10 protein-coding genes are annotated in these 12,916 nt (G+C 41.5%); 5 read left to right on the top strand and 5 right to left on the bottom strand.

The window, feature by feature from the left end; translation table 11 throughout:
- Positions 1 to 95: 95 nt before the first annotated feature.
- The gene (locus AC1DO4_RS07695) at positions 96 to 791 is read right to left on the bottom strand and encodes a LytR/AlgR family response regulator transcription factor (protein WP_477414490.1); all 696 of its coding nucleotides are present in this window, start codon (positions 789 to 791) and stop codon (positions 96 to 98) included.
- A gap of 12 nt (positions 792 to 803) precedes the next feature.
- Positions 804 to 1,982, bottom strand: a complete 1,179-nt coding sequence (locus tag AC1DO4_RS07690) for a sensor histidine kinase (RefSeq protein WP_477414488.1) — start codon at positions 1,980 to 1,982, stop codon at positions 804 to 806.
- A gap of 365 nt (positions 1,983 to 2,347) precedes the next feature.
- Between AC1DO4_RS07690 and AC1DO4_RS07685 the strand changes: the two genes are divergently transcribed.
- On the top strand, positions 2,348 to 2,833 hold the full coding sequence (locus AC1DO4_RS07685) for a DUF421 domain-containing protein (protein ID WP_477414486.1): 486 nt from the start codon (positions 2,348 to 2,350) through the stop codon (positions 2,831 to 2,833).
- A 3-nt stretch (positions 2,834 to 2,836) separates the two neighbouring features.
- Here the strand turns inward: AC1DO4_RS07685 and AC1DO4_RS07680 are convergent, their stop codons facing one another.
- The gene (locus AC1DO4_RS07680; RefSeq protein ID WP_477414484.1) at positions 2,837 to 3,298 is read right to left on the bottom strand and encodes a nuclear transport factor 2 family protein; all 462 of its coding nucleotides are present in this window, start codon (positions 3,296 to 3,298) and stop codon (positions 2,837 to 2,839) included.
- 293 nt (positions 3,299 to 3,591) lie between these two features.
- Here AC1DO4_RS07680 and AC1DO4_RS07675 point away from each other — a divergent pair, with 293 nt between their 5' ends.
- Both AC1DO4_RS07675 and AC1DO4_RS07670 read left to right on the top strand, forming a co-directional pair.
- Complete coding sequence (locus AC1DO4_RS07675) at positions 3,592 to 5,418, top strand: glycoside hydrolase family 9 protein (RefSeq protein WP_477414482.1); 1,827 nt, start codon at positions 3,592 to 3,594, stop codon at positions 5,416 to 5,418.
- 71 nt (positions 5,419 to 5,489) lie between these two features.
- Positions 5,490 to 6,248 carry a ThuA domain-containing protein gene (locus tag AC1DO4_RS07670; RefSeq protein WP_477414480.1) on the top strand — a complete coding sequence of 253 codons (759 nt, stop codon included), beginning with the start codon at positions 5,490 to 5,492 and terminating at the stop codon, positions 6,246 to 6,248.
- An 88-nt stretch (positions 6,249 to 6,336) separates the two neighbouring features.
- Here AC1DO4_RS07670 and AC1DO4_RS07665 read toward each other — a convergent pair whose 3' ends face one another.
- Entirely contained in the window at positions 6,337 to 7,512 is a 1,176-nt protein-coding gene (locus tag AC1DO4_RS07665; protein ID WP_477414478.1) for a DUF5009 domain-containing protein, read from the bottom strand.
- A gap of 717 nt (positions 7,513 to 8,229) precedes the next feature.
- On the opposite strand from AC1DO4_RS07665, the gene AC1DO4_RS07660 reads away from it, so the two are divergent.
- Complete coding sequence (locus AC1DO4_RS07660; RefSeq protein ID WP_477414476.1) at positions 8,230 to 11,109, top strand: TonB-dependent receptor; 2,880 nt, start codon at positions 8,230 to 8,232, stop codon at positions 11,107 to 11,109.
- 157 nt (positions 11,110 to 11,266) lie between these two features.
- Positions 11,267 to 12,148, top strand: coding sequence for an AraC family transcriptional regulator (locus AC1DO4_RS07655; RefSeq protein WP_477414473.1), 882 nt, complete (start codon positions 11,267 to 11,269; stop codon positions 12,146 to 12,148).
- Between the two features lie 43 nt (positions 12,149 to 12,191).
- On the opposite strand, the gene AC1DO4_RS07650 is transcribed toward AC1DO4_RS07655, so the two are convergent.
- Positions 12,192 to 12,881, bottom strand: coding sequence for a class I SAM-dependent methyltransferase (locus AC1DO4_RS07650; RefSeq protein WP_477414471.1), 690 nt, complete (start codon positions 12,879 to 12,881; stop codon positions 12,192 to 12,194).
- Positions 12,882 to 12,916 lie beyond the last annotated feature (35 nt).

Genomic DNA, 12,916 nt, shown 5'->3' with positions numbered 1-12,916 from the left:
AATATTTATAATATAAAATTGAGCTTATTCCCTTCAGCATAAAACAATGTGTCGTTAAATACCATGAATGTGCCGATGAACGGGCCGATGCAGCGTTATTTCGGCCAGTCTTTAATAAAATCAGCGTAGTTTGTACCAACCGGTAATTCGATATTACGCAGTTTAACTTTGCGGTTGTATATCGACCTGATCTGCGCCCTGGCAACTACAAAACTCCTGTGGATACGGATGAACTGGGTAGCAGGTATTTTTTCGATAATGCTTTTTAACGACATCAGGGTAAGCACCGGCTTTTCGGCGCTTAGTACATGAATTTTGATATAGTCCTGCATGCTTTCAATGTACTCAATATCCCTGATGCCGATCTTGATCACCCTGTATTCCGAATGCACGTAGATATGTTCATCCTCCCCGGTATGGTCGGTATGTTTAAACTGATAATAGTCAATAGCTTTATGCACTGCTGCACCAAAACGGTTGCTATTGATGGGTTTTAACAGGTAATCCAAAGCCTCGAGCTCAAAGCCTTCAAAGGCAAATTTTTTATAGGCTGTGGTAAATATTATCATTGGCTTTTCCTGTAGGGAACGCACCAGGTCTACCCCGGTAATATCGGGCATATTAATGTCTACAAAAAGCACATCTACCTTATTGCTTTTTAAATATTCGGCGCCGGATATGGCGTCTTCAAAAGTATTTACCATCTTCAAAGACGGATAGTTGGATACATATTTTTTGAGAATTTCCAACGCAAGTGGTTCATCGTCAATGGCTACACATTTTAACTGCATAATGGTGTTCAATTAACTGTCAATTTCTAATTCCACCCTAAACAGGCCGCCGTCCGAACTGATGTTCAGCCTGTGCCTGCCGGGGTAAATATGTTGAAGCCGCTGCCGGGTATTGGTAATGCCTATACCTTTGCGGCTGGATGTGGGGCGGTTGTCGAATATAGCGTTCTCACAAGTGAAGAGGATCTTACCGGGAGCTACTTTCAGATTGATACTGATCACCGACGGTTCATGTTTACTCACCCCGTATTTAAATACATTTTCAATAAAGGTCATCAATACCAGCGGAGGGACCTTTTGTTGGTCGATATCGCCGGAGAAACTAAAATTAAGCGTTGTTTTTTTACCCAATCGCAGTTTTTGCAGGTCGATATAATCATTGATACAATCTATCTCGCTTTGCAGCAACACAAAATCCTCGGTCACCTCATCGGTAACGTATCGCATAATGTTGGATAATTTCATAATGCTTTCCGAGGTATGTTCACTATCTGTAACCGATAGCGCGTATATATTATTCAACGTATTGAACAGGAAATGCGGATTGATCTGCGCTTTAAGGAATGATAGCTCGGCATGAACCTTTTCTGCCTCGGCCCTTATCACCATTTGCTCGGCAAGCTGCCATTTTTGTACGGTGCTCATGGCAATGCCCAGGCCAATAACGATGATGAAAATAAACAGGCCTACCATATCAATATTCCCCGACTGGTGGATGAAAATGATTTGGTTTGATGGTTTCTTAAGGCTTGGGTCCTGCATTCGCAGATCTTCATGCGGCAGCGGTCCGAAAGGCAGATTTTTTGGATCTGCAGCGCCACTATCGGCCCCGGGCATCAATTGCGGACCGATAGTGGCCACGGTATTTTGTTTTTCTTTAAGCAGATTGTGTAAAAGCAGGTTATCAAAGGGCTGTAAGAAGTACACACAGCCCGATAGTAACAATATAATAAGCCCATACGCTATATATTTTTTATGAAACACAAAGCGTGGCACCAGGTACCAGGCATTAAAATAAAACATGAAAATATAAGTAAGACAAAATAGCCAGTAATAGGGCGACAAAATAACGTTGTATGTGCTGCTGCTGCTTTGCTGCGTACGGTTCATGAATAACAACGGGAAGCCAAAAAATACCAGCCAGCCAGCAGCGTGAATAAATATATTGGTGGCTTTTTTGGAAAGAATCATCTAAAAAAAATTTATTAAATATAGCAGCCATTAGCTGCCAACAAAAGATCATCTTAAATTAGTTAAACTTTTAAGCAAAGCCTCTTTCATTTGATGGAAGCTTTTGATTTGTCCAGGTTCATCAATAAGCGTTCCGTACCTGTACGGAACGCTATCAACTTTATGAAAAAAAACAAAACACAATAACCCGGGTATGTCCCTATCCCCGGATCATTGATTCAAAAGTGGTAAATGATTGGGCTACGGCCAATGGTTTATCGGTGAACCGTGGTTTTGTATAGATGAATGGGGGTAATTGTTTTGAAGTAAACAGTAATAGTTTCTGGTTGTTAAGCTAATATTAGCAAAATATTAATAGCAGCAACATGGAACTGGTGAAGGAAATTTTTGGCGAAGGCAAAGATCTCAATGTAATACAAATGAGTAGCCGTGGAATTGTTGTTTTTGTGATAGCGCTGGTGCTTATCAGGCTATCGGGCAGACGCTCCTTTGGCATCCGCACGCCGCTTGATAATATTATTACTATTTCGCTGGGTGCAATACTTAGCCGTGCTGTTGTTGGCGCTTCGGATTTTTTGCCGGTTATTATCTGTTGTTTTACGATTGTTATTATGCACAGGATATTTGGCTGGCTTGTGGTGCATTATAAAGCTTTTGGAAAATTTATTGAGGGCGACAAGATAGAGATATTTAAAGATGGCAGGTTCATTAAAAAGAATCTTGAAAGAGGCCTGGTATGTCAGGAAGATATAATGCAGGGTGTCCGCAAATCTGCCTCAACGGAAGACTTGGAGAAGATTGATAAAATATACATGGAACGGAACGGGGAGATTAGCGCTCTTAAGAAATAAAGATTATTCTTTAAGCGCATTATCCCAATGCTCGGCTATTTTGTCATTCTCTACACGCAGCATATCGAACCAGGCGGTTGTGTATTTTTTGCCGGGTGCTTTTGGATCGGGGTGTTCATCTTTAAAACTTAATACTACCCAATCACCTTCGGCAACTATCGAGATCAGGTTTGCTTTAATGGTTGCACTGATAGGTTGTTGTTTGGCAAACTTCGAAAAAAAATCAATAAAGCCCTGCCTGCCGGTTGGAACGTTTGGGTTATGCTGAATATAAGTTGGGAGTAAATATTGGGGAGCCAGCTCAAGGTGCCCGCCTTCTAACACTTCACGCCAAAAATCATAAACCAGTTTTTTGTTTTTGGCAAGTTTTGGATCCTTGCTATAAAGCATAGCTTTCTGATCCTGGCTAAAAGAATCAAAAGCGAATAAAAGTGTAAAACCCAATAACAGCAGTCCTTTTTTCATGAGGTAAATGATTGATTGTTTAAAGATATCGAATTTTTTAACAAAGCCTTTTGACATTTTAATGGGGTAATGTTAATATGAGAAATGGTGATGTATGGCTGTAAGGATCAGTAATGTAAAATGCTTGTTATGATTTTTGTTTGGATAAGAATGCAATATATAAGAGGGCATAATTTATTATATTCGGTGGAGGTAAAGTGATGGAAGAAAAAGCAAAATAAGGCCGGTGCGATTTTCTTCCTGGTGGGAGGATGGCCTACACAACGCATATGACATTAAGAATACACTAATCCATGATCAATAAAACAGTATCGTCTTTCCTCGTCGCGATAGCCCTGCCCGGCATTGCCTTCGCGCAAAATATAAAAGTAGTAACCAACCAGGTTGGTTACGAAGATACCCAGGCAAAAAAAGCTATTGTGGTAACCGATAAGCAATACGCCATCGGCTCATTTAAATTATTGGATGAAGCTGATAAAACCGTATTCAGTGGCAAACCTGATTACAGTGGTAAAGTGAATGGCTGGAAAGGCCGGGAATTTTATACCATTGATTTCAGCGGTTTTAATACGGATGGTAATTATAGGATAGAGATTGACGTTGCAGGTAAAAAGGTAAGCTCGTATCCGTTTAAAATTGGTAAAAATATTTTGGAGCAGGCTACCATGAGCGATGTGGTGTATTACTTTAAAGGGCAGCGCAGTGCGGGGGAGATTGACAAGGCCGATCACCACCTGCCGTTAGCCGGGAAAACCGCTGATACCATTGATGCCCATGGAGGCTGGTACGATGCTACAGGCGATTATGGTAAACACCTTTCGCATTTGTCGTTCTCGCTGTATTTTAATCCGCAGCAAATCTCTTTAGTGGTTTATAGTTTATTTAAAACCTATGAGTTACTTAATAAAAAAACGGTGACCGATTTTCGCCAGATTAACCGCCGGGTTTTGGATGAGGCCATTTATGGCGCCGACTACCTGGTAAGGATCCAGGCTAAGGATGGTTCGTTCTACAGGTCGGTATCTGCGCCTGGGCCGGGTAAGCTGGCTAAGGATAGGGTGATTCGTGCCGAAGATGCATCCTATCGCATTAAACAAACCAAAGATCAACCCTTCAATAATAGCTCCCAAAACGTCGATTGGCACCGCTACCAGGCCAGTTATCGCTCTGGCGGCGGTATTGCCATTGCCGCCCTTGCTATGGCATCAACGGCAAAAGCAAGTGGCGATTTTAGCAATGCCCAATACCTGCGGGCAGCCGAAAACGCTTTTAAATTCCTGGAAAAGAATAATAAACTCATGACTTTTGATGGTAAAGAAAATATACTTGATGATTATTGCGCCTTAAGTGCAGCCACCGAATTATACAAAGCGAGCAAGAAACCTGAGTATTTAGCTGCCGCAACCAAACGTGCCAATAGCTTATTAAGCCGCCTATCAACATGGAAAGATTATAAAAACTATTGGCGCGCCGATAATACCGACAGGCCTTTCTTCCATCCATCAGATGCGGGTTTGCCTGTGGCCAGCCTCATCTATTATTACCCCTATGCTGATGCAGGGATGCAGGCGACTATTACAAAAGCCGTCAAAAGCTCCTTTGAGTTTGAGTTAAAGGTGACGCACGAAGTGAATAACCCCTTTGGTTACAGCCGCCAACTGGTGCAGGATACTTTGGGCAAAAGGCGCACATCATTCTTCTTCCCGCATGGAAGCGATGCCTCGCCATGGTGGCAGGGCGAAAACGCACGGCTATCATCAATGGCTGCCGCGGCCAGGCTGGCTGCCGGTTTGTTTACCGATGATAAGCCATTCCATGATCAACTGGAAACTTTCGCCATTGATCAGTTGAATTGGGTGCTTGGACTTAATCCCTTTGACGCCAGTATGCTGCAAGGCACGGGGCATAATAACCCGGCATATGGCTTCTTTGGTACATTTGAATATACCAATGCGCCCGGTGGTATTGTAAACGGCATAACATCGGGGCTGAATGATGAAAACGATATCGATTTTAACCTTTCATACGCCCAGATCCACAACGATTACGATTGGCGCTGGGCCGAGCAGTGGCTGCCACACACTGCCTGGTACCTGCTTGCTGTTGCTTTACATGAGTAGATTAATTTGATGGGACAAATAGATTTTGGTTCCATCGGTGGAGTATCCTGAATTTAATGACAAACACCCCCATGAAAAAATTACTATTTCTTATTATACTCGTTCTTTTTGCCCCGGTTAGTTTAAAAGCTCAGTCAAAACATTTTAAGGTGCTGGCTTTATATGAGAACGGAGGCCACCATATAGCGTTTTCAAAACGTGCTAAAGTATGGCTGGATAAACTGGCTGCCGAAAAGGGGTTTACTATCGACTATATCCAAAGCCCAGATAAAATTGACGATGAATTTTTAAGCCATTACCAATTGTTTTTGCAACTGGATTATGTACCCTATGGCTGGTCCGATACCGCCATGGCCGCTTTTCAAAAATATATTGCCGGGGGTAAGGGTGGATGGGTCGGTTTTCATCATGCCACCTTACTTGGCGAGTTTGACGGATTTCACGAATGGCAATGGTATTCGAATTTTATGGGTGGCATCAGCTGGAAAAATTATATAGGAACGTTTGCTAAAGGACAAGTAAATGTGGAGGATAAGCAGCATCCGGTTATGAAGGGTATGCCCGCGTCCTTCCCGATTGAAAAGGAGGAGTGGTATACTTATGATAAAAGCCCGCGACCCAATGTTCATGTACTGGCAAGCGTTGATGAATCAACCTATGAACCACAGGGCGATATAAAAATGGGTGATCACCCTGTGGTATGGATCAATGAGCATGTTAAAGCCCGCAACGTTTATATTTTTATGGGCCATTCACCAAACCTGTTGGATAACCCGGCCTGGGTAAAGTTGGTTACAAATGCTATTTTATGGGCTGCTGGTGTTAAGTAGTAAGTCTTAAGTCAATAGTCTTAAGTACCAAGTTTGAATTCCAATTTGTGACTCTTGACTTAAGGCTTCCGACTCAAGACTTAAGGCTTCAGATTTTTAAACGGATACGTTTCTTCTCCATTAAACCAACCAGGGCTATCAATATAAACCCGGTAGCCATGGATCGCGCCAGCCCGATGATTCCATTATTAAATATATAGGGGTACTTTAAGTGGAAAAGCTTCAATATAAACACTTGAAAGTAGGGCAGCAGGTAGCAGGTAAGCGTACTGGTTCCGGCAGGCCAGATCAGTTTAAACCAATTCTTTTTACCCTTAACATCCACCAGGAATATCATCAGCTCGAAAACCAATATGGTAATCCCGCTGCAGATAAAGATCCAGGCCGGGGTAGAGCGAATTTTTGAAATGCCGTCGGCATACGGACGGATCAAAAAAGCCAGTACAATTAGTAATAAGCCTGTTGCGCCAAATATTACCCACAATAATTGTGTTTTGCTTTTTGACACGAGCAGCGCATAGATCTCCGTGATCATAACGCCACCCATTACCAAACATGCTGCTGAGGCATCGCCCAGCACCGGAATTTTAAACTTGAAAACACCGGTATGCCTGGCAATATTTATAGCTACAAAAGCAAGCAGGGCAATTACCAGGATATTTATTTTTCCTTTGGCCAAAAGGTATACCAGCGCACATACCAGGTAAGCCCAGCCTATGATACCCAATATGCCCCACCAGTAAGGGCGCATACCTTGAATTACACCATCCTCGCCTCCCTTATAAATAACAGCCATAACAATGAGCAGTAAAATTCCTGTGCCTATTAGGGTGTATCGCTTTGTTTTGGCCATGGTTTCGGGATAATCCAGCCAGATGAGGAAGAAACCAATAGTTATTAATATGGCCCACAAGGCTTGCGGAATAATACCCCCCGTAAGGCTATAGTTTTCCAGGTTTACATGAAAAAAGCCCATAATAATCAATGCAGCGCTGCGGGTAAGGATATACATTAATATTGATGAAAATGAATCGCCCTTGTTCATCCTGTTTTTGATGGCAAAAGGCAACGAAAGCCCTACAATGAACAAAAACGCCGGGAAAATGGTATCTGCAAAACCCATTGCGTCTGCCTTCCCATCGGCGTGATCTATCCATTCGGGGATGTGCTTTACGCCGCTGGCATCATTAACAAATATCATAAGTAGCATAGTGATGGCACGGAGCACATCAATGGATAAAAGACGTTTGGGGAGTTGGTTCATCGTGATGTTTTGAGTTTTAGGGGCTTTGGGAATTCGATTTTTTTAACCTAATAAATATATCGACTATTTGCGAGTAAAACTATGATAATTAAAAAGATTGCCTTTCTTTTTAAATTTCGTGTTAAACTTCTGGTTTTGAAACGACTACTGCTTATAGACTGAAAATTCTTTAGTGACGGTGTTTGAATAATTATAAGAATAGCAATCAGATGCCCTGTGAGTGAATAAATTCAGCAGGGTATCCTCATTAACAAAACTAAAAGGCAATGCACTTCCATTGTATTGGTGCAGTAACCATACGTGTACAATTGTGCCGGTGTGCTGAAATGACTGTATCGAATTTAAAAGAGCTTGTAAATGAATTTAGTGTTTATTTTACACTTAGAATAATTAAGAATAAATAAAAGTTAATTTTTAGTCGTGTTTTTTAATCTATTATACTAAAATTCATGACATTTGATTATTTATATTGTAGAATTTATTTATATTGAAAAAAAATTAGATCGATAGCTATTGTATAATTTACTTATGATGGAAAAACAGTCTATATTTTGTTTAATTTATTTTATTTTATTGATGTTTTTTTAATTTTTGTTAAAATATTGATGTAGTTTTTGAGTAAATTTTAATGTTTTTGATAAAGTGCTGATGTTTTTATGAAAAATTAATCTAATTTGTGGGTCAATCAACATAATTAGTTAATCAATCAAACGAACAATGAATTTAAAGCTACATTTTTTTCTTTTTGGAGCGCTCTTATTGCTTTGCTCCCCGCTTTTTGCGCAAAAGCTTACGGGGACCGTATCCAGTGCCGGTAAAACCATAAGTGCCGGGACTATAAAAGTATTACCGGCAGGTGCAGGCACCACAACCGACATTGATGGTAAGTATACTTTAACCTTAAAAGCTGGCTCACACCAGGTAAGTTTTTCGGCAATAGGTTTTGAAAAGAAAATAGTAACCGTACAGCTTGCCACGGGTGAAACCAAGGTGCTGGATGTAGAGCTGCTTACTTCTTCGGAGGCTTTAAAAGAAGTAGTAGTAGTAGGAAGCCGTGGCGGTGGTCGCACTAAAATGGATTCGCCGGTACCAGTAGATGTGCTCCGGACGAGCCAGATTGGCGAAACTACAGCAAAACCCGATTTGATGAACCAGCTGAACCAGGCTGTGCCTTCATTTAATTACAATAAGCAAAGTGGCGGCGACGGTTCTGATGCTATCGATTTTGCCAGTTTGCGTGGCCTGGGCTTCGACCAAACATTGGTGTTGATCAATGGTAAACGCCGTCACCTATCGGCATTTGTGAACCAGGTAGGCACCCGTGGCCGCGGCAACAGTGGTACCGACTTAAATGCGATACCTGAAGCGGCTATTGACAGGGTAGAGATCCTGCGCGACGGCGCTTCGGCGCAATATGGTTCTGATGCCATCGCGGGGGTTATTAATATCGTTTTGAAAAAAGATGTAAATCGACTGAATATAAATATTGGTGGCAGTGGTTATTATGATCACAAATACAATACACTGAACAATGTTGATCCAACCCAATATTATACAGGCTCCCAAGTTGATGGTAAAACTTTTACGTTAGGGATGGACTATGGGCTGGCGATTGGTAAAAACGGCGGCTTTATTAATTTTGGCGGTAATTTCATGGATCAGGGTAAAACTTTCAGGGCTGTACCCGAAACCAACTGGGATACAAATCCAAATGCCTTAGGTGTTAATGCCTGGAGAAGAGCATTTGGCGATGGTTCTGTTAAATCCGGTGGTGGAATGTATAATATGGAAATTCCTATTGCAGGTACTCAAACCACTTTTTATTCTTTTGGTGGCTATAACTATAAACATTCAAATGTATATGCCTGGACACGCAGGTGGAGCAGTGGAAGTAATCATATAAAATTCCCTACTGATGAAAATGGTAAGTTAATATTTGTACCGGGCATTATGCGTGTTTTTGACCCTACACCGGGGGCTTTAGATACCGCCAATGTATATTACAATCCACAGGAAGATGTTTATATAAAAGATATGTCGGGCGCGTTGGGTTTTAAAGGTACTATAGGAGATGGCTGGGACTGGGATTTGAGTAATAATACAGGATATAATGATTTTCATTATTGGGGTAACCAAACCTTTAATGCCTCCCTCCCTTTACCCGAGCAATATACCAAAACCCGGTTTAACGACGGGGGATTCAACTTTTTACAAAACACAGCCAATGTAGATGTAACCAAGCATTTTGACCAGGTAGCTCAAGGATTTACACTATCTTTTGGTGGAGAATTAAGGTATGAACGCTATAAATTATATGCCGGCGAGCCCGACTCATATAGAAATGGCGGGGCGCTGTTAAACGGCGTGCCTAAGGCTTCCGGGTCCGAAGGATATCCTGGCTACCAGCCAACTGACGCAACTACAGCCAACAGAACTAATGAAGCTGCTTACATAGAAGGTACTTTAGATGTAACCAAAGCATGGCTGGTTGATGGTGCAGCCCGTTTTGAACATTACTCGGATTTTGGTGGAGTAAGCACATTTAAATTAGCATCCCGCTATAAAGTAAGCGACAACTTTAATTTAAGGGCCTCATTTAGTACAGGCTTTAGGGCGCCTTCACTGCAACAAATGAATTTTAGCAATACCAATACTAACATTATTGCAGGTGAACTGGTTTACGCTAAATTGATTCCAAATTATGCCGATGCCGCCCGCCAGGTAGGGATTCCAAAACTTACACAGGAAACATCAACCAATACCAGCTTAGGCTTTACATGGAAACCAACGCATGAGTTGAACGTTACCGTGGATGGTTATCTAATTAAAATTAAAAACAGGATAGTAATTACAGGTGCTTTTGATACCTCGGTAGCCGCGCTAAAAGACTACCTTATAGCTAATAATGTAACAAATGCCAACTTTTTTACCAATGCTGTCAATACAACTAACAGAGGTATTGACATTGTGTTAGATTATCGCAAATCGTGGGGTAAAAATAAATTCACAGCTTTATTTGCCGGTAACATACAAGGGATAACAATTGATAAAGTTAATATTCCGGCCGCGCTGAATGATACTTATGCACACCAGCAGGCATACTTTAGTACAAGGGAAGCTGCCTTTTTAAAGGCCTCTGCACCCCGCGAAAAGTTTTCTTTAGGGCTTGAATATGGATATGGCAAATTTGCGGCAGGTAGTCATATTACTTATTACGGCAAACTGACTACGCAGGGCTTTGGTTATAGTAGTGTACCAGGCGCAAATCCCGACGGACCGGGCGGCGCTAACATTTCTGCTTCGGGTAACGGATGGGACCCTTATGTTGATTTGAATAACGGCAATGGCGTTGTTCCTGAAAACTTTGTTTTCCACGGAAAAGCTACTACCGATTTATATGTATCTTATAAAATATCTAAACAAATATCATGGACTGTTGGTGTAGATAACATATTTAACGTACACCCTGATTTAGCTGTTACAGAAGGCGCTCATCAATCATCATGGGGTGATAGTGAATCGGGCGGTCCTTTTGATGCCGTACAAATGGGCTCTAATGGCATGAGGATTTTTACCAAACTGGCATTCCATTTTTAATAAAATCATAACAACAAATATTTATCCCCCGTTTCAATTTGAGCCGGGGGATTTTTTTTGATCTTTGGTGGTTTAATCAAATATTAACCCTTAATTTCACTAAATTGAATTTTTATGGTAACATTTGTCTGTTTTTTGTGTTTGAAACGGATTCCAGATGAAGGTTTTACAGTTTACTATTCCTGTTGCTCACGATAAAAGTGTAATTGCCGATCAGTTTAGCCTGCCTTATTTTTATCCCTACCTGCACAGGCACAAAGAAACACAGTTAACCTGGATTCAGCAGGGCGAAGGCACACTCATAGCCGGTAATAACATGCATCCTTTTGAGCCCGGCGATGTGTTTTTATTAGGGGCCAACCTGCCGCATTTATTTAAAAGTAATCCGGAGTATTTTGAAAATGAAACTGAAGGCGCTATAAGCGCGTTAAGTATTTTTTTTAATCCTGATGGAATACTTGCTGCTCTTTTTGATCTGCCCGAAATGCGTGCTTATAAGCTTTTTCTTAATCAGCACCAACAGGGTTTTAAAGTGCCCAATGCCGATATTGAAAAAATAATTGATAAGCTTACCGGTTTGAGAGATACCAATGGCGGAGACCAATTGGTGCAGTTTATTCAATTAATGAAAGAGTTAAGCGGGATAAGCGAGCAATTGCAACCACTTTCATCCTATGGAAATTTGCCGGGTATTACCGATAGCGAGGGGATACGGATAGGCAATATTTACAACTACATAATACAAAATTATACGCAGGCAATTACGTTGGATAATGTGGCCAAAGCGGCGTTTATGACATCCGAATCTTTTTGCCGCTATTTTAAAAAGCATACCGGTAATACTTTTATAACCTTTTTAAACGAGGTGCGCGTTAATGAAGCCTGCAAAATGCTTACAGCTAATAAATCAGATAGTATAGCATCGGTGGCTTATAAATGCGGATTTAAAAGCATCACCAATTTTAACCGGGTGTTCCGGTCAGTAACTGGTAATTCGCCAAGGGAGTATATGGAAAATTATAATGAGAAAATCAGTTAATAGTCCTGGTAATTTTTAAAAGTCTCCCCCTTCAGTGGGAGATTTAGAGGGGGCTTAGTCTCACCAAATACTGCTGATACTCGTCTTCCAGCAAAACTTCCATTTCAAACCCGGCTTCTTCGGCTATAGTGGCTAATGTTTTTTCATCTACATAAAGCCATGGGAACCAGTCGGTTTTTGCACGGCTGTATTGGTACTGGTAGCTGAGCTCGCCGTAGTATTTACCGGTATCGGGAAGGTTCCCTTCGTACAGGTAAGCAATATCCGATGAATCGAATAATAGCTGCCCGCCCTTATTAAGCAGGCTTTTTACATGTGCTAAAAATACTTTGAGGTTTGCTAATGTTCCTGTCAGGCCTATTCCGTTCATCAGTAATAGCAGGGTATCGTATTTGCGGTCCTTAAATTCAAATATATCAGCAGTGATCACTTTTTTTACGCCACGGGCCTGCATCACGGCTGCAGCAAGGGCCGAGATCTCCAGGGCGGTTACATCAAAGCCGCGTTCCTGCAGCAACAGGGCGTGGCTGCCTGCACCTGCGCCAATGTCAAGTACTTCACCCCGGCACTCATTAAGTGCAAGCCATTCAATATCGGGCATATCGTCCTCATCACGGAAGTAAATTTCTATAGGCATTTCTTCCTTTGGGCCATACTGGTTATTGATCCATAATTTGTGCGGTGGATTTTTGTGATAATGATTGTGTATGGCCTGACCTAAAATATCTTTCATGCTGGGGCAAAAGTATGAATTGAACGCTTAATTAC

The sequence above is a fragment of the Mucilaginibacter sp. P5_A6 genome (genome assembly GCF_056400585.1).
Note: the sequence above shows the minus strand (reverse complement) of the source record. Positions and strands in the feature narration are given on the sequence as shown.